This window comes from Stutzerimonas sp. FeSN7 (genome assembly GCF_030263795.1).
Lineage (GTDB): Bacteria > Pseudomonadota > Gammaproteobacteria > Pseudomonadales > Pseudomonadaceae > Stutzerimonas > Stutzerimonas stutzeri.
In genome coordinates this window covers 2160157-2183629 of sequence record NZ_JARPMN010000001.1, presented here as the reverse complement: position 1 = coordinate 2183629, position 23473 = coordinate 2160157, and the positions used below count along the sequence as shown (strand labels likewise).

Genomic DNA, 23473 nt, shown 5'->3' with positions numbered 1-23473 from the left:
GAGGCATCCATGAGCACCATCACGATCTACCACAACCCAGCCTGCGGCACCTCGCGCAACGTGCTGGGCCTGATCCGCAACAGCGGCGAGGAACCGACCATCATCGAGTACCTGAAAACGCCGCCCGACCGCGACACGCTCCAGGCGCTGATCGCGGCGATGGGCGTGCCGGTGCGAGACGTGCTGCGCGAGAAAGGCACGCCCTATGCCGACCTCGACCTGGGCAACCCGAAGTGGAGCGACGACGACCTGATCGGCTTCATGCTCCAGCATCCCATCCTCATCAACCGGCCTATCGTGGTCACGCCGCTAGGCACGCGCCTGTGCCGGCCTTCGGAAGCCGTGCTCGACCTGCTGCCGCAGCCGCAGCGCGGCGCGTTCAACAAGGAAGACGGCGAGCCGGTGGTCGATCAGGACGGCCGCCGTGTCTGAATCTCGTCTCGACCTGCCGAACATCGACACGGCGCTGTTCCAGCAACCGGACACCGAACATCTGTTCGCGCCGGCACGGGCCACGCACGCGCCGCGCTTCCTGCTGCTCTATGGTTCGCTGCGCGAACGCTCGTTCAGCCGCCTCGCAGCCGAAGAAGCCGCACGCATCTTGCGGGCGCTGGGCGGCGAGACCCGATTGTTCAATCCGTCCGGGCTGCCTCTGGTGGACGATGCGCCGGCCGATCACCCGAAGGTCAAGGAACTGCACGAACTGGTGCAATGGGCCGAGGGCATGGTGTGGAGTTCGCCGGAGCGCCACGGCGCGATGACCGGCCTGATGAAGACCCAAATCGACTGGATTCCGCTGTCGGTCGGCGCGGTGCGCCCGACCCAGGGCAAGACGCTGGCGGTGATGCAGGTATCGGGCGGCTCGCAGTCGTTCAACGCCGTCAACCAGATGCGCGTGCTGGGCCGCTGGATGCGGATGCTGACCATCCCGAACCAGTCCTCGGTCGCCAAGGCGTACCAGGAGTTCGACGAGGCCGGACGCATGAAGCCCTCGGCCTACTACGACCGCGTGGTGGACGTGATGGAAGAACTGATGAAGTTCACGCTGCTCACGCGCGACGTGGCGCCGTATCTGGTGGATCGTTACAGCGAGCGCAAGGAAAGCGCTGAATCACTGTCCAGGCGTGTACGGCAAGGTGCAATTTGACGCTGCGAGGCGCTGAAAAAAGAGCCGACGACCTCTCGGTCGTCGGCATTGCGTGAAGTTCAGGCGGCGACCAGTTGCCGGGCCAGTGCGACCTCGACGGAATCACCATCCTGGTTCAGGACATCCAGCCCCGATTCGGGCACGTCGCCCGAGGTGGACTGCGAGACCATGATCTTCTTGGCCATCAGTTCCAGGCAGGTCATCTGCGAAGAACCGGCGTAGCCGAGGTAGATCACGCGCACCGGCAACTTCTGCCCGATGCGCCAGGAGCGGCGTGCCGCCTGCTGGAGCGAGTACACGTTGTAGCCCGACTGCATGAACACGATCGTCGGAAACTCCAGCAAGTCCAATCCCGTCTTGACCAGCTCGGGATTGGTGATGAGCACGTCGATGCCACGATCCAGTTGCTCAGCGATCCAGTCTTCGCGGCGGCTGGCATCCACGCTTGCGCGCAGCACCGCCACCTTGAAGCCTTCTTGCTCCAGCAGCACCTTCAGGCGCGACGTGGTGTCCCGCGTGCCGGTATAGACCGTGTAGGCCAGAACCTTGCGGCCCTGCGCCTTCTCCGCTTTGCAGATGTCGATCAGCTCACGCTCCTTGGGGCTGATCTCGAACTCGTTGAACTGAGCCGGGACAAACGCCAAGGTGTTGCGCGTGCGCGGATGCACCACGGTCTCCGACCGGAAGCAGCAATCCGGCCAGGCCAGCAGCACGTTGAGGACCACACCCAGCAAGGTCGTATCGCGTCGCGCCAGAGCCTGTTTCAGCTCCGCGGTCAGCCGACCCGCCAGATCGCGGTAGGCCGCGGCTTGCGCCGTGTCCATCGCGACTTCACGGAACTCCTCGTCATACGGCGGCAGGACGTTGCCACCGATGTCCTTGAGCTTGAGAAAGATCGTGAACGGCAGGATGCAGCGCAGCACGCCCTTGGGGCCAAACCCCGGGGCCTTGACCGTGCGCACCGATACCTTGGTGCCCTTGGCCGTCTTGTGCGCCGTGCCGGTGCTCTCGGAGTAGATGTCCTTCAACACCCCGTGATCGCGCATGAACGCCATCGCAGCCGAGGTCATGCTGCCGCTCGTGGTCGGGCGGTAGCCGTCTTCGATCATCCGCCCCGGAAGGGCTCGGAACAGCAGGTGGAACAGGTCGTCCCCGTAGCCGCCCATCAACGTGCCGGTCAGCAGCAAGGTCTTGCGAGCCTTCGCCGCCAGCACGCCCATGGCCTGGCCCTGGGCACTGCCCCCGTTCTTGTACTCATGTGCCTCATCGGCGATGAGCAGGTCGAACGTGCCTTGCGGCAGGTAGCGTTTGATGAACTCGGACGGCTGATAGCCGCCCTCGCCAAAGCCGAACTCCATGTTGGCCATCGCACGTTCCATGCGCGTGGCCTGACGGTCGGAAAACACCAGCTCGCCGTTGCCATCCATGAGGTTGATGAACTCATGGATGTTGTCGCCGAGCATCGACGCCAGGAACCCGTCACCGAACTTTTGCATCAGCTTCTGCGCGGTGACCTCTCCGATGGTCGGTATGCGCTTTAAGGCTTTGAGCACGGCCGAGGACTGGTCGCTGCCGGACAGACTGCGCGGGCGGATCAGTGTCCACAGGGGCGCGGCGCAGTGGCCGCACTTCCTGCGGCACTCCTCGGCTTGGAGCGCGATCGGGTTGACCGGCTCGCCGTCGAGGTCGGTGATGACCGTGCCGCAGTCCGGGCAGGCCGCCACGTCGCCGTGGCGGGTGCGCCGCGTGGTGAAGACAGGCTTCCAGTGAAAGCCCATCCGCATCCTGACGCGCCCCAGGACGAAGAACTCCTGGCCCGTGGGCTGCACGCCCAACTGCTCGCGCAGCTTGATGAGCTTGACGAGCGTATCCGGCCCGTTGAGTACCCACACCTTGGCACCGGCCACCGTCTCCTGGATCTCGCGCCGCCACTTGTAAACCAGGTGGGGCGGCGACAGCACCAGAGTGCGGCGATAGCCTTCGGCGTTGAGCACGGCGGCCGTGGCAATGCCGACGGTCGTCTTGCCGCAGCCCATCTCGCCATTGACGATCGCAGCACGTTCGCCACGGTCGATCAGCAGCTCGGCGGCGGCGTGGACGACTTCGGCCTGGGCTGGGAACAGCTTGCGCTTGAGGCTGGCGACCACCAGTTGCCGGTGCGCCTGCGGTTGGCCGGTATAGACCGGCGGATTAGCGCTGTTGAGGGCGTCGAGTAGTTCGTCGCCGAACTCGCCGACAAAATCCTGAAGGCTCAGGGTCAGAGGGGAAGATTCCGCGTCGAGCAGTTCGCCCTGTACGGGCGCGGATTCAGCGGCAGTGGTTTCGAGATCGAGGGACATGGTGATGCTCCAAAGAAAAATGGGGCATGCACCACCCCCAGCGGGGCAATGGCATGCCCCGTGGTGGGAAGAGAATCGACGCGTGGCTGAGGGTGGTTGAAGGTGCTGGCCTGGGCGGCCCGCAGGTGAACCGTGCTCAGTCTTCGGACGGAAGCACGATGACGGTTGCGCAGCGCTGCGAATCGGTGACGATGCGAATGGCGAGCCCCGGATGGATCACGTAGTGCGATTCCAGCGACGCGCCCGATTGAAGCGCGCTGCTGTTCGTCTGCCATTGCTGGATGTTGACGTCGCCCCAGTCGCCACGGGTGTGGCGCCTGAAGTACGGGATCGGGTCCAGGCGACCCGCGCGGACCAGGCGGTCTACACCTCTGCTGAAGATGAGCGCCCCGATGGGGAACGCCAGCCGCTGGCAGTAGGTTTCGATGCGATGCGATGCCATGGGCTCCTCCTTGATGAGTCATTGAGCCACGACACCCCTGCCGGAGTGAAGTGGCTCCGTCAGGTGGATGAGGATGACGATGTGGGGCCTCAGATCAGGTCCCGCTCTTCGGGAAGCTGGACCACCGTGGTCTGGTGGTCCTCGCTGGTCTTGACGATCAGCGCCAGGTCCGGCGTGATCCTGAACTGCGAGATCATTAGGTTGTCCTGTTGGATCGCCACGTCGTTGGCTTGGCGTGTGGCCTCATCGATCTCGCCCCAGTCCCCGCGCACATGGCGCTGGACATAGGCCAAGGGGTCGATCAGGCCTCGCCGGGCCAGCCAATGCACCTTCTCGCTCAACTTCAACGTACTCGGTGCGAACAACGGTTGCTTGTGCGGCGCAGGCCGCTTGAACGGATTGGGGATCATGGTGTTTCTCCTTCGAGTTGGTACAGCAGGACGGCAGCGCGTCCGGTGGATCAGCGAATGGTCAACACCTCGCCCCGTGTCGCGGAGCCAGGTGTCATGTCCCACGCGCGGATGACGGGAACGAACTTGTCGGTGAGGATGCGGGTCTCGGCGATGGAGCCGTCTTCGCGTTCGGTGAACTCCCGCTGGAGCGTCTTGTCCTTGTGGGTGTCACCTTTGACGACGAGCACGCGCCCGGTCTTGGAGCGCACAACCCCCGAGATCGCACCCGCGGCCAGAGCCAGGGCGAGATGCCAGCGGGACAAGGCCCGCGCCGGTGGACGCAGCGATTGCTGCGCAGCCCCCAGGTGCGTGTCCTGCGATGGCCACAAGCCTTGCAGCCTGCCAACCTCATCGGCGAACTGCTCGGGCTCCATCGTCACGCGGAAGAAATGCTCTGGCTCGGCCGGGCTGGCGGGGACGATGTACGGCAGGAACGGCCACTCGCTCGGCAGTTCCTCGGCTTCGACTTCGCCTTGCCCTACCTGCAACAGCAGATTGCGCACGGCCTTGACGCCATCGGGCACCTGCTCGCGCTGGCGCACCCGGCGTCCGAAGATCACCACCTGCTTGAACTGCGTCTCCACCGCTCGGTAGATGCGCAGGTCCGTGTAGTGGCGCGTCAGCCAGCCGACCAACTCCGCGTCGAGCACGTAGCCGGGGACGATGAAAACCAGCACGCCGCCGTATTGCAGCAGCGAGAGCGTGCGCTGGTAGAACAGCTTTTCAAGGCGGGCACGGCCCTGGCCCTGATAGCCGATGTTGCCGTTGACGTCCTTGGACAGGTCCCCATACGGCGGGTTGAGCCAGAGCAGCCCGAAGGACTGCTTGGAGACCATCGTGTCCATCAGGTCCGCGTGCAGGCAGTGATCGACCAGGCCGCGGGCATGGCGCGCCCGCTCCGCGTCGAACTCGACGGCGAACGCCTTTGCCTGCTCGCGCCCGAGGGCATGGGCGGCTTCGGCGATCGCCACGCCTTCGCCGGCGCAGGGATCGAGGATGCACATCGGCCCGTCGCTGGGCATCAGTGCGTTGAGCGCTCTTTCGAGCGTGGGTTCGTCGGTCGGGAAATATCCGTTCTTGACGAAATTGCGGGCGAGCCGCGGGAACATGAGGGCCATGGAAGTCTCCTGGTTGGCGGGGATGAAACACGGAAGTACGCCAAGGCGTGCCTCCGAGGGTGGGTCAAGCCGCTACCGCTTCCGGCGTCCAAATCTTGGCCGGATACGGATAGGCGGTGAGCGCGTCGCTGCGGATCAGGGAGCCGAGCGCCAGGGTCAGCGCCGGCACGTCGATGGCGAGCCGATGGCCTTCCAGCGGCCCGAGGGCGAACGGAAGGCGGGCCAGCATCTCGCGGGTTTGCAGCAGTTCCAGCACGGTCTCGCGCCAGTGATCGAGCAGCGGCAACGGGCAGGTGTCCCGCACCAGCATCCACAGGCGGTCAAGCCTGTGGGCGCTGTCGCGTGGCAGCAGTGCCAATGCGCTGGCGTTGGCCTTGTCGGGCTTGACGCAGCGCCGGTCGAACAGCCACACGTTGGACAGCGAGCCGAACAGCGTCCGCCGGTACGCGCGCGTGATGCGCTTTTCCAGGCGATCGACGTTGCCGATGAATACCGGGACGCTGCCGCCCTGGTCGGTGATGACGTGGAACTGGTCCAGTCCCTGCTCGTCGCGCCCGAGGGTCAGGCGAGCGAGGAACTGCTGGACGGCGGTGTCCCGCGCCCAGATGGACAGGAAGATCAGGTTGCCCTGGTCATCGCCGACGCAGGCGTCGGCCATCACGTCCGGGCATTCGTCGATGCGGTACAGCGTGGAAGAAGTGTTTGCGGGCATGGTGGTGTCCTCGGATGAACGGGAACAGCACCGCCCGCTGGGGCAAGTACTGCCCCAGGGGGTGGAAGAAAACCGCTCAGTCCGGCTCGAACTGCCGGGTGTGCGGGTTGAAGTGAAGCGGCTCGTCCGCCGAAGTGATCGGCGTGAAGCCTTCCAGGTAGATGTTGTTGAGGTACTGGTCGCGGTAGGTCAGTGCCTGCCGTGCCTGGTCCTCGGTGAGGCCGTTGTCGATGAAGTACGCCAGCATTTCCTCGTCGGAGGACACTTCGTCGTTGGACAAACTCCCTTCAACGAGTGCCAGCAACGAGGGCGGAAGCGTTGCCAGGATCGGGTCCATGTCGGTTCCTCCTGGCTCAGGCCATCGACGCCGCGGCGGATGCCGCGGATGCCGTGGGTGTGCGCCGCCGGGCGTGGTAGGCGCGAACGCCTGCACGCCAGTCGGCGGACTGCTCCGGTGCGAGGTCCAGATAGGACAGCGGGCACGTGTAGTAGTACGGGTGCATGGACTCGTCCAAGGACTTGTAGCCCCACTGGCCGCCGCTTCGTTCAAGCAGATCGCAGCGGATGTAGCGCAGGGACTGGCCCGGTGCGAGATCACGATGCACGCCTTCGACCTTGGCGGTCACTTCGGCGACGGACCACAGCACGTTGCCGCGCAGGGTGTGAGCGATGACCTTGACGCTGGCGCGCTCGGTCTCTTGCGGTGCGATCAGTTCCGCGATCAGTTCGGACCGCGATTGGTTTGAGAAATACCAGCCCATGAGAGGCCTCCTCGAAAAGTTGAGCTGAAGGCCTCCCCGTGGGGAAGAACCCCCAGCGGGTGATGGAATGCCGCATCTGCGGCGAAGGAACCTATGCGTCGCCCTCAATCCCAGTCGTCATCGTCTCGATCACAACCGGCCGGGCAGTAGCCGAACTCGATCCCGTGCGAGCAATAGCCATGCTCCGCATTCCAGTCCTGGGTTTCCTGCCGTTCGGCAGGTGTTGCGTAGTCCCATTCCTGGGCCGCGATTTCGAGAGCCTGAGCACGTTGCTCATCCGGCAAACGATTGGCCTGTGCGTCGATCGCCGAACTGAAGAGCGTCACGTAGTGGTCGTAGGACAAGCCGCAACCGCGCTGGGCGTGTGCGGCGGCCGCTTTGCAAAGGTCCCGCCACGCGGGTTCATCCAGCGTTGAACGCGGGGTATCGCAAGCGATGGTGGACATGATGGAGACCTCCAGAAAATGGCCAGGGCCTCCCCCGCATGGGAAAGGAACCCCGGCGGGTGGATGAAGAACACCGCGCATGCGGCGTCTGCGATCACGCAGGTTTTGGTTCGGCCTGGCGGCTCCACTCCTGCGTCTTGAAGTCCAGCGCGTAGCCCAGCTCGCCCAGGCGGGCGATCTGCGCGCGCAGGGTGCGGCGGTCGATGGTCGAATCCAGTTTCACGGACTCGCCCAGCGGCCACAGCAGGCCGAAGAGCGCGGCGTCACCGTCTTCGGTGCTGCCGGGGGCAGCGGCCGTAGCAGGCGGTGGCGCATCCACGCCGAAGGGCGTGGTATCGACCAGCGGGTCCGCGGACGCCTGCACGGGTGCGGGCTTGGCGGGCCTGGACGCTTTGGTGGGCTTGGCCGGCGTTGCCGCAGGCTGCGCCCCTTGCTCTTCATCGAGCGGATCGACGTCCTGGGTGGCGAAGCTGCGGGCTTCGTCGCGGCTGAGTTTGTCGATGCCGTTGAGCGTCATGCCGTCGAGGCTGGCACGGATCTCGAACCGCATGCCGCCGCCGACCGGATAGGACTTCGGGAAGATGTACCTGATGATGAATTCCCCGTCGTACTTGCCTTCGGGGTACTGCTCCAGCTCCGGGTCTTTGACCTCGAAAGTACCGAGGTGCGTCGCGAGGCGGCCAACCGTGAACGGGCCGTTCTTGCCGCGGATGGTACGCAGCGTGAGCTGGCCGGGGACGACGATGGGCGCAACAGATTTCTCGGAAGCCGATGGGGTTGCCATGATGGTTCTCCTGATGATGAATGACGGGCCGCCGACGGCACCCGGTGGATGAGAGGAAATGGCCTCGCCCGAGGTGGGCGAGGTCCGCGTGGCATCACGCCTTGAGCTGGCGCATGCCTTCGGCCAGCAGCCACAACGCCCGGTTCAGGCGCAGGTTCTGGTCGATGCCTTGCACCGGACGGGTGCGCTGATTGCGGCCGTTGGCCGTGCGTCCGTTCAGGCCCCCTTTGACTAGGTTCTCCTGGACGCGGTTGAAGACGGCCCACAGGTCGTTCTTGCGGTCGTCCCATCGCCGAGGGGCCAGCAGTTGGCTCTCGGTGACAGGCGTGGACTTGGCCGGATCGTCGTACTTGAGTGCGAGCGCAGAGTTCGCAAAGACCTCCGCTTCGCCCTCATCGAGGGTGATGGTGCGCATCGCATCGCGCGCGTTCTGCACGCGCTCGAAACCTTCGAGGACTCCGTAGGCACCTTCGATCACCTGGCTGGCCACGTCGCCCTTGTGGGGAACGCGGATGTCTGCGGTGGTGTCACCGCAAACCAGGCCGTTGTGGCAGACGAACCGGAACATGCCGGCGAGCATCTGATAGCTGCTCGTGCCGTCATGGCTGTTGAGCAGGATGATCTCGTTCGCCTCGTCGCCGTTGATCTGGCTTGCATGGCGAAGTCGGATGAGGTGCTTCGTGTACTCGCGCCGGTCTTCGTTGCGCACGCGCGTCTGACACACCATGAAGGGCTCGAAGCCCTCCTGGCGCAGCTTGGTCAGCACGGTCGAGGTCGGTATGTAGGCATACCGATCGGACCGGCTCCCATGTGGAGCGTCGGCGAAGATCGACGGAACGACGGCACGAATGCGGTCGTCCGAGAGTGGGCGATCAGAGCGCAGGATCGGGGATTGCGGAGCAAAGCGGGATACCAGAGACATGGCTGATCTCCTTTGAGAAATTCGACAACCGCGTGGCCGTGAGACCACGCGGAACTCGGGGGATGAAATGCGCAAGCACGCGTCCTGGGGACGCGGCGTACGTGGGGAGGAAAAGCGACAAGGCCCCGTGAGAGGCCGTGCCGGATCAGAACGAAGCAGCCAATGCCGGCTCCTGCTCCTGGACTTGCGCCTCGGGCTCGCGCTCGGCGGGCTCGGTGGCCGTGTCGATGGCATCGTCGGCTTCGGACGCGGATGCGTCTTCGGCCGGCGGCGCCTCGGCTTGCGCCTGGCTCGTCGGATAGACCTGGGTGCCGTCGATCTTGATGAGACCGATGTGGACCAGCGTCGATTCCAGGCTGGCGGCCGGTTCCCCGGCGTGCTCACCCTTGGTGCGGATGTACGGATCGATCTTCATGTCGTTCAGACGGAAGGCGATCAGCACCTTGCGGTCACCCTCGACGGCCTGAACGCACCGGCGAACCAGGTGCTCGGCTTCCGGGGTGGCGACGATGGTGTCGAAGTACCGATACTCCGGTTCATCGACAGGCCCGGCCAGTGCCGCGACGGTGCAAGAGAGGAACGAGTCGCCAGCTTTTGGGGTGACGTCCTTCACACGATTGAGATAGCCGATGCCGCGGGTGATCAACTCGTGCTGCTCGATCGAAGCCAGTTCGGCCCGGTCGATCAGTTCGGCCTTGAGCAGTCGCGCCTTGAGGGACGCGGCGGCCTGACCCTTCTGCTCACCCTTGTCGCGGATGTACACATCGCCCCACAGGTCACCGAGGCGAAAGCGCACCAGCGGGCGCTGCTTGGGATCGTCAACGCCGATGTAGCGCTGAACGAGCTTCTTGGCCTCGGCACCCGAGACCTTGACGTCGAAGTAGCGGTAGCTGGGGTCCCGGGCGGGGCCGACCAGCGCGGCGATGGTGCATGCCAGGAAAGGCTGCGCACGGCGGCCGCCCCGGACGGGCACTTCACGGACACGCTGGATGTAGCCGATGCCCGAGGTGTGGAGGTCGAAATACGATTTCTCGTTGGACGTGGTGTTCATGGTGAATCTCCATTGGGATGAAGCGGAGACACACCGGCCCACGCATGCGGGGAAGGTGCGTGACCCCGCGGTGGGTTGATAAGGCGAAAGCATCCGCCACCAGAGGCTGGTGGCCGCTCGCGGAAGGATGCGGTGCGAGCTGGCTCGGTCACGCAGTGGGAACTGCGCCGCAACCTCGAAGACCGATGGTTGCCTGGCATGTCGCTGACGACGTCAGCAGGCATGGGGCCAGCATGGCGGGGCCTCGCGCGCGCGGCAGCAATCAATCGGCACCCGGGCGCTTCCCTTTGTCCGCGCCACCCGGCGCCTGTCACAGGCACTTGGCGCCGCGCAGGTGCTCGGGGGTATCGGCGCGCGGACGGCCGGGACGGCTCCAGGCGCCGCCACCGCGCGCGCCGATCAGCCGCCAGCCGGCGGCGCGCAGGCTGGCGCCACCTTCGTCGGGCATGGTGTAGGTGAGCAGGCGTATGTAGCCCAGCGCCCTTGCCGCCTGCCAGGCCGCGCCGTAGAGCTTGCTGCAGGCGCTGGGTGTGCCGTCGGTGCACAGCCGCGTGACTTCCAGCGTCCAGGTGCCGCGCGACCGGGCGGCCGACAATGGCCACGCCGTGGATCAGGTCGCTGTCGCTCAGCGTGACGGCCAGGGCGAACTTCGCGCCCTGGACCGGGCGGTGGTGGCGATGGTGCGACAGAACGAATGCATTGGCCGTGCGCAGCGACACCGGTAGGAGGTGCAGCCTCGGCGAGGTCGATGGCGTGTTCATGCGGTTGTCTCCGGTGGCATGCCGGCGTTGTGGCCGGCGGGGCGTGCCTCGGCGGCTGGAGACAAACGCGCACGCGCGGCGATGGCGGCGGTGCGAACAAAAGAAGGCCCCCGATGCGGGGGCTGCGAGGCGGTTGCCGCGTCAGGCGGGAGGCACCACTGCTAAGGACAGGTGCGTGGCGGTGGCGGAAAGCACGAGATCGTCCGCCGAGTGCTGGAGGCGCGTGAACAGGCCGTCCTTCGGGTCGAAATACTCCGCGAAGTCATCGCCGCCCAGCTCGCGGCCGGCGAGGTGCCACCAGTCATCGAACGGGTCGGTGTCCGGGTTGCATCCGACGGCGTAGGCGAGCAGTGCCTGGCGCCCATCCGGGCGACGCTCCCCACGCTCGGCGAGGAAGTACACGCCCTGATCCTTGACCAGGACAATGCGGCACTGATTGGGGACGTCTCAGAAAACGGAAAAAATCGTACGCTAAGCCGGTTGCAGCGGTCGTAGCGGCCTGAACTTGCCCGCGCCGATCTTGGCGCTGCTGCGCCAGAGGTAATCGCCGGTCAGGTTGATGTGCTCCCAGCCCAGCGGCGACAGGTACTGCAACAGGGCGTCATCGACAGTCTGGCCGTGACCGCGTAAGGCGTTTGAGGCCCGTTCCAGATAGACCGTGTTCCACAACACTATGGCCGCCGTCACCAGGTTGAGGCCGCTGGCCCGGTAGCGCTGCTGCTCGAAACTGCGGTCGCGGATTTCGCCCAGCCGGTTGAAGAACACGGCGCGGGCTAGCGCGTTGCGGGCTTCGCCCTTGTTCAGTCCGGCATGCACGCGGCGGCGCAGCTCGACGCTTTGCAGCCAGTCCAGGATGAACAGCGTTCGCTCGATGCGGCCCAGCTCGCGCAGCGCCACGGCCAGGCCGTTCTGGCGCGGGTAGCTGCCGAGTTTCCTGAGCATCAGCGAGGCCGTCACCGTGCCCTGCTTGATCGAGGTGGCCAGCCGCACCTTGGCGTTGATCGCCTTGCCGGACGCCTGGAACTGCTGCTGATGCTTGTGCTTGGCAGCGTTGAACAGCTTGCCCAGGATGCGGTCGTGCAGGTCGATGATTTCGTCGGTGACGGTGGCCATGCCCTCGATGGCGAGCGCACCAGGGTCGCGTAGCGGCGCTGTGCCTCGAACTTGGCCAGATCGGCGGGCGTCATCTGGCCGCCTTCGCGGGCGATCTTGAGCAGGCGGTTCTGGTGCACCGACCGCTCGATGCCGGAAGGCAGGTCGAGCGCCTGCCAGGCTTTGAGGCGCTCGATGTGTTCGAGTATGTGGCGCGAGTTCGGCTTGACGGGCGACTGGCGCAGCCAGGCCAGCCAGGTCGTCTTGCCGTTGTCGTGGCGCTTGAGCAGATCGTCGAGGCGGTGCCGGTGGGTGGCCGACAGGGGATCGGACAAGGCCGCGTAGATGCGGCGGTTGGCGCGGCTGTAGGCGTTCATCGAACACCTCCCTTTTCCTCATCCGGCGCAACAGGACAGTTGCTTCACGTCCTTGTTGAAGGTCTGCGCCGCGAGCTTCAGTCCCTCGACCATGGTCAGGTAGGGGAACAACTGGTCGGCCAGCTCCTGCACGGTCATCCGGTGGCGGATCGCCAGCGCGGCCGTCTGGATCAGTTCGCCCGCTTCCGGCGCGACCGCCTGTACGCCGATCAGCCGCCCTGAGCCAGCTTCCGCCACCAGCTTGATGAAGCCGCGCGTGTCGAAGTTGGCGAGCGCCCTCGGCACGTTGTCGAGCGTCAGCAGCCGGCTGTCGGTCTCGATGCCGTCGTGGTGCGCTTCCGCCTCGCTGTAGCCCACGGTCGCCACCTGCGGATCGGTGAACACCACCGCCGGCATCGCCGTCAGGTCCAGCGCCGCGTCGCCGCCGGTCATGTTGATCGCGGCGCGCGTGCCGGCCGCCGCCGCCACATAGACGAACTGCGGCTGGTCGGTGCAGTCGCCGGCAGCAAAGATGTGCGGTGCGCTCGTGCGCATGGCGCGGTCGATGACGATGGCTCCCTGCGCATTGACTTCGACGCCTGCCGCTTCAAGGTTCAGGCTGCGCGTGTTCGGCGCGCGACCGGTGGCGACCAGCAGCTTGTCGGCGCGCACTTCCCCCTGCCCGGTGGTGAGCACGAATTCCCCGCCCGCATAGGCAACGTGGCTCGCCTGGGTGTGGTCCAGCACCTCGATGCCCTCGGCGCGGAAGGCGTCTGTTACGGCTTCCCCGATGGCCGGGTCTTCTCGGAAGAACAGCGTGCTGCGCGCCAGGATCGTGACCTGGCTGCCCAGCCGGGCGAAGGCTTGCGCCAACTCGACCGCCACCACGGAGGAACCAATCACGGCCAGCCGCTCGGGGAGCGAGCTGCTTTCCAGCGCCTCGGTGGAGGTCCAGTGGGGTGTGTCCGCAAGGCCCGGGATTGGCGGAAGCGCCGGGCTCGCGCCGGTGGCAATCAGGCAGCGGTCGAAGTTCACCTCGTGCGTGCCGCCGTCAGCGGTCGCCACGGTCAGCGTGCGCGTGTCCCTGAACCGGGCCTCGCCGCGCAGCACGGTGATGGCCGGAGTGCTTGCCAGGATGCCTTCGTACTTGGCATGGCGCAGCTCCTCGACGCGGCCTTGTTGCTGGGCCAGCAGCCGCTCGCGCAGTACAGCGGGCGCTGCGGCCGGCAGGCCAGCATCGAACGGGCTTTCGCGGCGCAGGTGGACGATGTGCGCGGCGCGGATCATGATCTTGGACGGCACGCAGCCGACATTGACGCAGGTGCCGCCGATGGTGCCGCGCTCGATCAGCGTGACGCGGGCGCCTTGCTCCACGGCCTTCAAGGCAGCCGCCATCGCCGCGCCGCCGCTGCCTATCACAGCCACGTGCAGCGCTTGTTCACCGCCAACATGCTTCGTTTCGCCACCGAGCCAGCCCAGCGCCTTGTCTAGCAGGCCGGCAGGCTTGTTCGGCGTGTCGGTAAGCCGTGCGCGATAGCCGAGCGTGGCCACTGCGGCAACCAGCGGGGCCACGCTCACGCCTGCATCCGCCTCGATTTCGGCCTGCCGCTGCGGATAGGACACCGAGGCCGCGCGCACGCCGGGCACGTTCGTCAAAGCCTGCTGGACGTGCTCGGCGCACGACGTGCAGGTCATGCCTTCGATGTGGAGGGTGATCGCCTCGGCCATGATTACGCCCTCACTGCTTGACGCTGGACGGGTAACCCGCGTTTGCGGTGGCCTTGGTCAAGGCGTCGGCATTGGTCTTGGCCTCGTCGAAGGTGACGACGGCCTCCCGCTTCTCGAAGCTGACTTCGGCCTTCTCGACGCCGGCGACCTTGGACAGAGCCGTCTTGACCGTGATCGGGCACGCGGCGCAGGTCATGCCGGGCACCGACAGGGTGACGGTCTTGGTGGCAGCCCAGGCGGGCGCGCTTAGAGCGGCGGCCAGGGCGATGAGGGTGGTGAGGGTGGTGAGTTTCTTCATGGTGATCTCCTTTCAGTAGAACAGCGGCAGGACGTAGGGAAACGCGAGGGCAACCAGAACCAGGGCGGCCACGATCCAGAAGATCACCTTGTAGGCAGTCCGCACTTGGGGCACGGCGCAAACGTCGCCGGGCTTGCAGGCATGGGCTGGTCGGAAGATGCTGCGCCAGGCGAAGAACAGCGCGATGAGCGCTGCGCCGATGAAGATCGGCCGATACGGCTCCAGCACGGTCAGGTTGCCGATCCACGCGCCAGAGAAGCCGAGCGCGACCAGGACAAGGGGGCCGAGGCAGCAGGCCGAGGCGAGGACGGCCGCGACGCCGCCGGTCGCCAGTGCGCCGCAGCCGTTCTTGGGTTCCGACATAAGGTTCTCCTTCCGGGACTTCGCTTGATGCTGTAACGTTACTTCCGTAGTCAACTACGGAGTCAAGCGCCATGGAGAACGCTCAAGAGAATCTGACCATCGGGGCCTTCGCCAAGGCAGCCCGGGTCAACGTGGAGACGATCCGCTTCTATCAGCTCAAGGGCTTGCTACCCCAGCCGGAGCGGCCCTACGGTCGCATCCGCCGCTACGGGCAGGCGGACGTGGCGCGGGTGAAGTTCGTGAAGTCAGCCCAGCGCCTGGGATTCAGCCTGGATGAAGTCGGCCAGCTCCTGAAACTGGAGGACGGCACCCATTGCAGCGAGGCGGCCGAACTGGCTGCTCACCGGCTGGCCGATGTGCGCGCACGCATGGCGGACCTCACGCGGATGGAAGAGGCCCTGTCGACGCTAGTGAGAGAGTGCAACGCGCACCATGGCAATGTTTCCTGCCCGTTGATCGCAGCTTTGCATTGCTGCTAAAGGGCCCACTTCGGCTCTTAGCGTACGATTTTTTTCCGTTTTCTGAGACGACCCCTGATTGGCGATGGCTTCGGTCAGCACGGGGCGCAGGTCAGCGCCTTTGAATCGCAGTGACATGGATGAAATCTCCTGTGTGGAAGAATGAGAAAGGCCTCCATCCGATGGGATGAAGGGCCTGTAGTGCACGCGGCCGGAACGGCTGGAACGCCGTGGCGGATGCCTCGGGTCAGCCGCAGGACCGCCCGGTTTCGCTGCGGGGCGTCATGCCGGGACGGCCTGGCGCTTGCGGGCCGCTTTCGCGTCGAGGATGCTCACGTCGATCTGGCGCCAGCGCCCGTCGTCGATGAGCCTCTCCAGCACTTCGCCGAGCATGTCGAAATACACCTCGTCGTGCCGATCGACCAGTTCGACCGATTCACCGTTCTGACGGTGCAGTTCCACCACGTAGGTGTCTCCGCCGCGGTCGTAGAGGATCGTCACCCGGCCCTCGAACTTCGCGGTCGAGACCGTGAAGCTGATCGCCGGCGGGGTCTCGATGATCTTGGAGGGCGTGGGATCGACCCAGGTGAAGTCGCGGGCACCGGCATCCACCAGCATGTGGGTGATGCGCCGGAAGCGATCGGGGGCCGGCATCTCCTCCAACTGCTCGATGAGCTGGCCCAACTCCATGCACTGCGGCGTGGGAATGGGCAGCTTGGCCGGCGCCGAGCCGAGGATGTGCCTCGTGATGGTGTACGGCGTGCCGTCCGAAGTCTCCTCGGTGATGACCTCCGGCGTGTCCGCGCGCAGTCCGTCGAAGCGACGACGGGCATAGGGTTGGACATGCACCTTGGCGCCTTCGGCAGGAACCGTGGTCACCAGGCTGGGATCGAGCACCGCGAACTCGGAAGGCTTGAGCTTGACGACGATGGCATCGTCGGTCGCGGCGACCACCTTGCCGTCGAAGGGTTGGGGGTCGATGGCGAAGCCCAGCGTTGAGGACAGCGGCTGATCATCGAACACGCGGTACTTGAACGACCGCACGTTGCGGGGCACATGGCCTGCGACCAGCGAAGGCATCATGGATTTGATGAGGGAACGATCCATGGGGAAACTCCTTGAGGAAAAACAAGGGATTCCCCGCCCGCAAGGGAGAGGTCCCTTGTGGGTGGCGTGGATGGACGCGGTAGGTCCGTAGGAAGAAACGACCAGCACGGTTTCCCGCGCTTGCAGCCTCGAAGGTCTCGACTGCCTGGGCATGTGCCGGCAACGCCGACGAACATGGGGCAAGCATGGCCCTGGGGCGGTCTGCCTGCCCGCAGGAAACGGCACCGCACCACAACCGTTTTCCTGTGCTGCGGGCAAGAAAAAGCCCCTCGAAAGGGGCTGGAGGAATCAGGCTTGGTACACGAAGTAGTGCTCGCGCTGACGCGGAAAGAACACGTGTTTCCACGTGTCGCCGCTTGTGTTGCCACCGTCGAAGACGACCATTTCGTAGTCGTCCACGTCGGTGTCCACCAGGTCGGCGCTGGCGATATGGCGCATGTGCAGCGTGCCGCTCATGCGCTCGAATACCAGGATCTGGCCGATGGCATCTTCCTGGCTCATGGCGTTGACGCAGGCTCCGAGTTGGTGCTCGAAGTCGGATGCGGGTGTGATGAGGTCGGGGAACATGGGATCGCTCCTGTGAAAGTGCGCCGGCCCGGCTCTCTGGCGGGAGACCGGGCCGGCATGCGGTGAGGACAAGGAAGGCCGGGGATGTGTGTGGCAGCTATTCGCCGGCCAGCGATAGGCCCGGCAACACGGGTGCGTCGGCATCGAGGATGAGGATGCGCACGTCGGCCTGGCCGGCCAGTTCAAGGATCTGTGCCAGCTCGTCCGGCATGCCCTTGCTGCGGTGCTCCTGCCGAAGCTGCTCGGCGGCGATCCCCTCGACGTCCTGCAGGTGCTGGTCCGTCCAGGGCGTGGAGATCAGCTTGACGCCGATCGCCGGGCTGTAGGGAATCCGGAACGCGATGAACAAAAAGGCCTCCGGCGTCGCGAGGTCAGCCAGGTTGGCCAGGTACTGGCCGGTTTCGCGGCTGATGTGCGCGCTGCTGATTTCCCAGCACCGGCTGTAGTAGCCGGTCTCGAAGCTCAACCGCTGCACGACTTCCCGTGCGGCCTCGGCCGAATAGGTGTCGCCAATGTGGACGGGGCGGCCGTCGAAGTCGTCGCCGTGGATCGCGTACACCACGGCACCCACCATGCCTTCGCCGCTGCCCCCTTCAGCCGCGTCGCATTCGGCGATCAGTGCGGCGCCGACAGGTTCGGTGCCAGTCCTGACCACCGCGAAGTCGCTGGTGATGATGCAAGGAGAAGAAACCAGCGCCGCGTCGCAGAGGTGCTGCTGGCTCGGGTGGATGTTTCGCCAAACATGCGGGCTTCCGTCCTCGTAGCTGATGGACAGCGTGCGGACGATTTTCAGATTCCAGTAGCCGCGTAGAAAGGGATTGGGATTCTGGGACATGGGATTTCTCCAACAGAATAATGATGGAGCAAATCCCCGCCACCGGGAATTGACCCCGGTGGGTGGAAAGAAAGGAAACAGCGTCAGGTGACGCTGATCGTTGGCGTTTGGGCCAATCGCTCGGCGACGCGCCGGCGCAAATTCATGCGGAATGGCTCGTCGCTGACGCCCGCCAGCAGATTGATGGTCTCCAGCGCGATCAGGGCCGAAGCCTCTTCGATGTCGGCGGCCACAATGGTCTTGCGCAATTGGTCGCCGAGCTGGAGGGCCTGGGAGGAGGAGCTGATGAAGCGGACCTCGCGGCTCAGGTAGCAGCCGTTGCCGCCGAACTCGAACAGCCGCGGCTTGCTGCAGTACCAGCAGCCCTCGAACTGGATGGCGGTCAGGTGGTGCCCGTCATCGAACCGGGTGGCGATCAGAAACAATGCGTCGAGATCGGCGGTGTCCTCGAACGAATGACGGTCGATCAAGTTCCCCAGCTCTTCGTCCTCATCGGCACGGAAGTGCACGGCGAGCAGTTCGAGCAGCGGCGGGATCGACAGCCCTTCGTCGTCCGGCATCGGAATACCGAGTTGCGTGGCCAGGTCTTCCAGGCCATCGAGCACGTCCGGCCATTGCGGATTGGTGGTCTCGGCGATCTGGGCGATGTAGGCCTGCCCGTTGCCGGGGTGGCTCTCGTCCAGCGCGAAGGCGCCGAACAGCGCCTGGATGACGGGCGTCACACGGTCGAGCACGAGAACGCCGGTGGCTTCGTAGTAGTTGTTGGCCATGAAGGCTCCTTTCGATGAATGAACGGAGCCAGCCCTTGCGGACGATGGCATCCGCAGGGGAAACCGCCTGATGCCGGATGGCGCTGGGCGGGGAGAAAACGCGAGGGACATGGCCTCGAACGAGGCGCATGTCCCTCATGGGGTCCCGTGAACGCAGTGATGAAGGTGTGCCAGGGACCGGCTCACCAACCGCTGTAGTTCAGCAGCAGGTCGGCGATCACCTGGCGACGTTGCAGATCGAGACCATCGAAGTCCGACAGTCCTTGGAAGTGGCAGCGCTTGAGCATGGCACCGCCCTCGCGCGCGTTGTAGAAGCTGAACATGGCGGACAGGAACATGCGTTCCCCGCTGCTCAGGACGCCGAGTGCGTCGTTGGCACGCAGCATGTCGGGACGCAGATCCCACTTGCTCTTTGCCTGGTTCAGGCCTTCGCGCGTGCCGTCGCCAAACCATTGCGGGCCTGCGATCTCGACGCCGCGCTTCCAGACCTCGAAGAAGGCTTGGGGCGCGGCGGCGAAATGCTGCTCTTCCCGCATGATCTGATCGACGACTTCCTGGGGCAAAAGCTGGTTCATGACGTGGTTCCTCCAGTTGGATCAGGGTGTGGCGAGCTGGGACCAGCCGCCTCTTTCGAGGGCACGTTGAGCCGCGGCATAGCTGCGGAAGTACTGGCAGGATTCCCGCGAAACGGGACCTTCTGTATCGCGCGTGCCGATGTAGTGGCCGGCGGCGCTATGCAGGATTTCGAGCGGCAGGAACTTGCCGCAATGGATCAAGGCCAACTGGCCGAAAGAGGCTTGCTGGGACATGGACGGGCTCCTTGGAAAAAGCGGGGCCTCGTCCCTCACGGGATGGCAGCTCCCGCACGCGGTTGAGAAAAAAGCATCGGCGTCACGGGTGACGCGCGTCCGCAGACTCGATGCGATGGCGGACTGGCGGGTAGCGCGGAAAGAATCCGCGGCAGCCTGGAAACTCTGGCTGCTGGCATGGTGCTGACGAATCAGCGACACATGCGGGCAGCTTCATGCGCGAGGCGAGCCGCGTCAGCCGGAAATCGGCATTTGCAACAGCCCCGATTGGCGAACGCGGAAAAAAGAAAGCCCCGCAATAAGTGCGGGGCTGTCAGGAGGATGAGGCGAAACTGGGTCAGCGAGGCCTGTCGCCCAGTACATGCTGCTTCCACAGGGCGAATGCCTCGTCCGGTCCCAGCTCTGCGAGGATGACGATGGGCTGGCCCCGACGGGCACGCAGCGATGCGAAATACGCTGGCCGGTCGGCGATGGCGTTGAGCTTGATGCCCTTTAGGAACAGCAACTGGCGGGGGCGAACTTTGGTGGTAACGCAGGCATGATTGCGCTTGTTTGGGGCAAAAGGGCCAGCGAAGCGGGCGGACACGGCCAGAAAACCGCGACGAACTACTTGTACTTGCCAGGCGAGGCGAACGGGTGACATCAGCATATCGCTATGCGGTAAAGAAGACCGTCCTAAAGCTTGCAGGATCCCGGCATAGCTTCATCATCACCTCTCCGTGACGGCTCATTGGAACGAAAAAGGCCAGCATCGCCGTGATGGACTTTCATAATTGCCAGGTCAACTGGCTTGCGTGCTGTTTATTCACAGCAAGGCATTGCGACGTCGTTGCAGCAATCGCCGCCATCGCAACAGGGCGTTGCAGCAAAAGCGGCGGTGGGCGCTAGCATGAGGGCCAAGCCGCGGCCGCTCATGCTGGGGGCCGTTCTCTTCAGATTGGTGTCCTGCACCGTGTGCATTGCGAATTTCCGGATCGTCCCAATGTCACTGGGACTCCTTTGTGGCGGCCGGGTTCTCCACGCTCATGAACGACTGGGCCACCAGCGCGATCGCCCCGCCCACGATGGCCATGTCAGCGATGTTGAAGGCGGGCCAGTGCCAGCCGTGCAGGTGAAAGTCGATGTAGTCGATAACGTGCCCGCGCGTGGCGCGGTCGAACGCGTTGCCCAATGCGCCGCCCAGAATGAGGCTGTACGAAAGGCCTTCCGTTTTGCGCAGCGGCCGGGAGAGCAGCCATGCGAGCCATGCCGATATTGCGAACGCGATCGCCAGAAAAAACCACCGCTGCCAGCCGCCCGCGCCAGCAAGGAAGCTGAACGCCGCGCCGGGATTGAGAGCGTGAACTAGGTTGAAGAATGACGCCACCTCGTGCGACCAACCCAAGGGAGTTGTCGCGTCAATGTAGCTCTTAGCTGCCTGATCGCCGGCGAATATAACGATCGCGAGTGAGTACCACTGCGTCTTGCGAAGAGATGGTTCATCCATTGTTCATGCCGCCTTGAACTTCAGGAGGCGCAGCCCATTGACGACAACCAAAAGACTTGCCCCCATGTCAGCGAACACAGCCATCCACATGGTGGCATGCCCTGTGAACGTCAACGCAAGGAACACCGCCTTGATGCCAAGGGCCAGAACGATGTTCTGCGTGAGGATCGCCGCAGTGCTACGCGACAGCCGGATGAAGGCGGGGATCTTGCGCAGGTCGTCGTCCATCAGGGCGACGTCGGCTGTTTCGATCGCGGTGTCGGTGCCGGCCGCGCCCATGGCGAAGCCGATGTCGGCACGGGCGAGCGCGGGCGAATCGTTGATGCCGTCGCCCACCATGCCCACCTGGCCCTCGCCGCCGACCAGGCTTTCGATGGTCTTGAGCTTGTCTTCGGGCAGTTGGTCACCACGGGCTTCAGAGATTCCGACCTGGGCAGCGATGGCCGCGGCCGTGTGCTGGTTGTCCCCCGTCAGCATCAGCGTGCGCACACCCAGCGCCTGCAGGTCGGCCACCGCCTCACGGCTGGTTTCCTTCACGGTGTCGGCCACTGCAAAAATGCCGAGCACGGTCGCATCGTCCATCAGCAGGATCGCTGTCTTGCCTTGGCGCTCCAGGGTCTCCAGCCGAGCCTGGAGCGTCGCTTCGCTCAGGCCCAGCTCCTGGGCGAGCCTGTGGTTGCCCATGTGCAACATGCGCCCGGCGACGCGGCCGCGCACGCCGCGGCCAGGCAGCGCCGCGAAGTCGTCGACCTCGTGCAGCGCGATGCCGTCACGGTTCGCCTTGCGGGCGATGGCCTGAGACACAGGATGGTCCGAGCGTGCCGCGAGGCTTGCGGCCCAGGCGGCAACTTCCTGCGCCTCGCCGATCAGCGGCACGAAGTCGGTCTGCTCGGGCTTGCCATGTGTGAGTGTGCCGGTCTTGTCCAGGGCCAACGCCTTGAGCTTGCGCCCGCCCTCCAGGTAGACGCCACCCTTGATCAGGATGCCGCGTCGGGCGGCAGCGGCCAAGCCGCTGACGATGGTGACCGGCGTGGAGATGACCAGAGCGCAGGGGCAGGCGATCACCAGCAGTACCAGGGCCTTGTAGACCCAGTCAAACCATGCGCCGCCGAAGGCGAGCGGCGGCACGACGGCAACCAGCACGGACACCGCGAACACCGCCGGCGTGTAGACGCGGGCGAACTGGTCGACGAAGCGCTGCGTGGGCGCACGGCTGCCCTGCGCGGACTCCACGGCATGGATGATGCGCGCGAGCGTCGAGTCGCTGGCGCCTGCGGTCACCTTGTATTCGAAAGAGCCGGTCTCATTGATGGTTCCGGCGAAGACCTGGTCACCTTCGGCCTTCTCGACGGGCAGGCTCTCGCCGGTGATGGGCGCCTGGTTGATGGCCGATCGACCCGAGGTGATCAGGCCGTCCAGTGCGATGCGCTCGCCAGGACGCACGCGGACCACCGCGCCCTTTGCGACCTCCTTGGCCGGCAGCTCTGTCCATGAGCCATCGGCCTGCCGCACGGTCGCGGTCTCGGGCGCCAAGTCCATCAGCCCCCGAATGGCGTTGCGGGCGCGGTCCAGCGACTTCGCCTCGATCACTTCCGCCAACGCGAACAGGAACATGACCATGGCGGCCTCCGGCCAGTGGCCGATCGCCATGCCGCCGGTGACCGCGATGGCCATCAGGGCGTTCATGTTCAGGTTGAGGTTCTTCAGCGCGATCCAGCCCTTCTTGTAGGTGCTGAGGCCGCCGGTGAAGATCGAAACCAGTGCCAGCACGATCACGGCCCAATGATTGCCGTCGTTGACCCAGTACACGCCTTCGGCGGCCACCGCCGCAACGCCCGAAACCGCCATCGGCCACCAATTGGTCTTGTGCGCGGCCACCGGGGCATCGCGCGGCTCATCAGTCCTCTGGACCTCGGCTTCCATGCCCAGCGATTCGATGGCTTCGACTGCCGGCTTGATCGCGTCGGGTGTGTGCCGAACCGTGAGCGTGCGCTGCATCAGGTTGAAATCCATTCCCTGCACGCCCGGCATGCCTTGCAGCTTGCCGCGGATCAGACTTTCCTCGGTCGGACAGTCCATCTTCGCGATGCGAAGTACCGTGGTGGCTGTCTGCATGTCCTGCCGCGCAGCCTGCATTCCAATGGAAGCAAGCGCCTTCTCGATCGGCGCTGAGGTCGCCAGCGTGTGCTGGACTCCCAGCACACGCTGCATCAGATTGAAGTCGAGCGCGGTCACACCCGGCAGCTTGCCCAGCCGGTCGCGGATCAGCGCTTCTTCCGTCGGGCAATCCATGTTCTCGATCCGGTACGTCACCCGCTCGCCGATCGGCGGCGCGGAAACGGCAGCGGTTGGTTGCTGCTGCAGGGCCGAGGATGGGATCACAGCCGCGGCTTCGATCGGCCCCGTGTGGCCGAAGGTCTGCTCCTTGGCGCGCATGCCGATCGAGGCCAGGACCTGCTCCATCTGCGCGCGTGCCTGAGCGAGGTGTTTCACCGACAGGGTGCGCTCAGCGAGGTCGAAGTCGAGGTCCTGAATTCCCTCGACTGCCCCGAGGTGCGAGCGGATGAGTTTCTCCTCGCTCGGGCAGTCCATGTTCTCGATGCGGTAGGTGGTCGACACGGCGGCGTCTCGGACAGCCTGAGCCTTCATGCCCACCGAATTCAGCGCTT

Annotated in this window: 28 protein-coding genes and 2 pseudogenes; 3 read left to right on the top strand and 27 right to left on the bottom strand. The window is 65.1% G+C overall.

Annotated elements, in window-relative coordinates:
* The first annotated feature begins 9 nt into the window (after window positions 1-9).
* Both arsC and arsH read left to right on the top strand, forming a co-directional pair.
* A complete protein-coding gene (gene arsC, locus P5703_RS10175) occupies window positions 10-432 on the top strand; it encodes an arsenate reductase (glutaredoxin) (protein ID WP_013391795.1) in 423 nt (140 codons plus the stop codon).
* Window positions 425-1147 carry an arsenical resistance protein ArsH gene (gene arsH / locus P5703_RS10170; RefSeq protein WP_013391794.1) on the top strand — a complete coding sequence of 241 codons (723 nt, stop codon included), beginning with the start codon at window positions 425-427 and terminating at the stop codon, window positions 1145-1147. Before arsC ends, arsH begins: the two co-directional genes overlap by 8 nt.
* A 59-nt stretch (window positions 1148-1206) precedes the next feature.
* Here arsH and P5703_RS10165 read toward each other — a convergent pair whose 3' ends face one another.
* The 18 genes and pseudogenes from P5703_RS10165 to merT form a co-directional block, all read right to left on the bottom strand.
* Window positions 1207-3486: a helicase-related protein gene (locus P5703_RS10165; RefSeq protein WP_013391793.1), complete on the bottom strand. Its 2280-nt coding sequence runs from the start codon at window positions 3484-3486 to the stop codon at window positions 1207-1209.
* A 136-nt stretch (window positions 3487-3622) separates the two neighbouring features.
* Entirely contained in the window at window positions 3623-3928 is a 306-nt protein-coding gene (locus P5703_RS10160) for a hypothetical protein (RefSeq protein WP_003116817.1), read from the bottom strand.
* Between the two features lie 89 nt (window positions 3929-4017).
* On the bottom strand, window positions 4018-4338 hold the full coding sequence (locus P5703_RS10155) for a hypothetical protein (RefSeq protein ID WP_003116818.1): 321 nt from the start codon (window positions 4336-4338) through the stop codon (window positions 4018-4020).
* A 50-nt stretch (window positions 4339-4388) separates the two neighbouring features.
* Entirely contained in the window at window positions 4389-5498 is a 1110-nt protein-coding gene (locus P5703_RS10150) for a DUF6094 domain-containing protein (protein ID WP_003116819.1), read from the bottom strand.
* A gap of 64 nt (window positions 5499-5562) precedes the next feature.
* Window positions 5563-6210: a hypothetical protein gene (locus tag P5703_RS10145; protein ID WP_003116820.1), complete on the bottom strand. Its 648-nt coding sequence runs from the start codon at window positions 6208-6210 to the stop codon at window positions 5563-5565.
* 76 nt (window positions 6211-6286) lie between these two features.
* Window positions 6287-6547, bottom strand: coding sequence for a hypothetical protein (locus P5703_RS10140; RefSeq protein ID WP_003090124.1), 261 nt, complete (start codon window positions 6545-6547; stop codon window positions 6287-6289).
* Window positions 6548-6563: 16 nt separating this feature from the next.
* Entirely contained in the window at window positions 6564-6971 is a 408-nt protein-coding gene (locus tag P5703_RS10135) for a hypothetical protein (RefSeq protein WP_003116821.1), read from the bottom strand.
* A 104-nt stretch (window positions 6972-7075) separates the two neighbouring features.
* On the bottom strand, window positions 7076-7417 hold the full coding sequence (locus tag P5703_RS10130) for a hypothetical protein (RefSeq protein WP_003116822.1): 342 nt from the start codon (window positions 7415-7417) through the stop codon (window positions 7076-7078).
* Between the two features lie 94 nt (window positions 7418-7511).
* Window positions 7512-8201, bottom strand: coding sequence for a DUF3275 family protein (locus P5703_RS10125; RefSeq protein ID WP_003116823.1), 690 nt, complete (start codon window positions 8199-8201; stop codon window positions 7512-7514).
* 94 nt (window positions 8202-8295) lie between these two features.
* Window positions 8296-9123: a DUF932 domain-containing protein gene (locus tag P5703_RS10120; RefSeq protein ID WP_013391792.1), complete on the bottom strand. Its 828-nt coding sequence runs from the start codon at window positions 9121-9123 to the stop codon at window positions 8296-8298.
* 145 nt (window positions 9124-9268) lie between these two features.
* The gene (locus P5703_RS10115) at window positions 9269-10174 is read right to left on the bottom strand and encodes a DUF3577 domain-containing protein (protein ID WP_003116825.1); all 906 of its coding nucleotides are present in this window, start codon (window positions 10172-10174) and stop codon (window positions 9269-9271) included.
* Window positions 10175-10484: 310 nt separating this feature from the next.
* Window positions 10485-10935 (bottom strand): annotated as a pseudogene (locus P5703_RS23930) (XF1762 family protein).
* A 141-nt stretch (window positions 10936-11076) separates the two neighbouring features.
* On the bottom strand, window positions 11077-11361 hold the full coding sequence (locus tag P5703_RS10105; protein WP_031629745.1) for a DUF3085 domain-containing protein: 285 nt from the start codon (window positions 11359-11361) through the stop codon (window positions 11077-11079).
* A gap of 45 nt (window positions 11362-11406) precedes the next feature.
* Window positions 11407-11925: pseudogene (locus P5703_RS24025) on the bottom strand (Tn3 family transposase); the annotation flags it as partial.
* On the bottom strand, window positions 11889-12404 hold the full coding sequence (locus tag P5703_RS24020; RefSeq protein WP_003098931.1) for a Tn3 family transposase: 516 nt from the start codon (window positions 12402-12404) through the stop codon (window positions 11889-11891). The gene P5703_RS24020 and the pseudogene P5703_RS24025, both read right to left, overlap by 37 nt.
* An 18-nt stretch (window positions 12405-12422) precedes the next feature.
* The gene (gene merA, locus P5703_RS10095; RefSeq protein ID WP_003098932.1) at window positions 12423-14111 is read right to left on the bottom strand and encodes a mercury(II) reductase; all 1689 of its coding nucleotides are present in this window, start codon (window positions 14109-14111) and stop codon (window positions 12423-12425) included.
* 10 nt (window positions 14112-14121) lie between these two features.
* A complete protein-coding gene (gene merP, locus P5703_RS10090; RefSeq protein ID WP_003116826.1) occupies window positions 14122-14409 on the bottom strand; it encodes a mercury resistance system periplasmic binding protein MerP in 288 nt (95 codons plus the stop codon).
* 12 nt (window positions 14410-14421) lie between these two features.
* The gene (merT, locus tag P5703_RS10085; protein ID WP_003116827.1) at window positions 14422-14772 is read right to left on the bottom strand and encodes a mercuric ion transporter MerT; all 351 of its coding nucleotides are present in this window, start codon (window positions 14770-14772) and stop codon (window positions 14422-14424) included.
* A 71-nt stretch (window positions 14773-14843) separates the two neighbouring features.
* Here merT and merR point away from each other — a divergent pair, with 71 nt between their 5' ends.
* The gene (gene merR / locus P5703_RS10080) at window positions 14844-15251 is read left to right on the top strand and encodes a mercury resistance transcriptional regulator MerR (protein WP_003098939.1); all 408 of its coding nucleotides are present in this window, start codon (window positions 14844-14846) and stop codon (window positions 15249-15251) included.
* 261 nt (window positions 15252-15512) lie between these two features.
* On the opposite strand, the gene P5703_RS10075 is transcribed toward merR, so the two are convergent.
* From P5703_RS10075 to P5703_RS10035, 9 genes are all read right to left on the bottom strand, one after another.
* Window positions 15513-16337 carry a hypothetical protein gene (locus P5703_RS10075; RefSeq protein WP_003098941.1) on the bottom strand — a complete coding sequence of 275 codons (825 nt, stop codon included), beginning with the start codon at window positions 16335-16337 and terminating at the stop codon, window positions 15513-15515.
* 288 nt (window positions 16338-16625) lie between these two features.
* Window positions 16626-16904 (bottom strand): hypothetical protein, encoded by a 279-nt coding sequence (locus P5703_RS10070; RefSeq protein ID WP_003116828.1) that lies wholly within the window; start codon window positions 16902-16904, stop codon window positions 16626-16628.
* 97 nt (window positions 16905-17001) lie between these two features.
* Window positions 17002-17739 (bottom strand): DUF5983 family protein, encoded by a 738-nt coding sequence (locus P5703_RS10065; RefSeq protein ID WP_003116829.1) that lies wholly within the window; start codon window positions 17737-17739, stop codon window positions 17002-17004.
* A gap of 83 nt (window positions 17740-17822) precedes the next feature.
* Window positions 17823-18509 (bottom strand): hypothetical protein, encoded by a 687-nt coding sequence (locus tag P5703_RS10060; protein WP_003116830.1) that lies wholly within the window; start codon window positions 18507-18509, stop codon window positions 17823-17825.
* A gap of 182 nt (window positions 18510-18691) precedes the next feature.
* On the bottom strand, window positions 18692-19084 hold the full coding sequence (locus tag P5703_RS10055) for a hypothetical protein (protein WP_003116832.1): 393 nt from the start codon (window positions 19082-19084) through the stop codon (window positions 18692-18694).
* A gap of 21 nt (window positions 19085-19105) precedes the next feature.
* Window positions 19106-19318 carry a hypothetical protein gene (locus P5703_RS10050; protein ID WP_003116833.1) on the bottom strand — a complete coding sequence of 71 codons (213 nt, stop codon included), beginning with the start codon at window positions 19316-19318 and terminating at the stop codon, window positions 19106-19108.
* 337 nt (window positions 19319-19655) lie between these two features.
* Window positions 19656-19961 carry a hypothetical protein gene (locus P5703_RS10045; protein WP_223656317.1) on the bottom strand — a complete coding sequence of 102 codons (306 nt, stop codon included), beginning with the start codon at window positions 19959-19961 and terminating at the stop codon, window positions 19656-19658.
* A 342-nt stretch (window positions 19962-20303) separates the two neighbouring features.
* Window positions 20304-20804 (bottom strand): signal peptidase II, encoded by a 501-nt coding sequence (gene lspA, locus P5703_RS10040; RefSeq protein ID WP_003098955.1) that lies wholly within the window; start codon window positions 20802-20804, stop codon window positions 20304-20306.
* A 3-nt stretch (window positions 20805-20807) separates the two neighbouring features.
* Window positions 20808-23453: a heavy metal translocating P-type ATPase gene (locus P5703_RS10035; RefSeq protein ID WP_425311436.1), complete on the bottom strand. Its 2646-nt coding sequence runs from the start codon at window positions 23451-23453 to the stop codon at window positions 20808-20810.
* Between the last annotated feature and the right edge of the window lie 20 nt (window positions 23454-23473).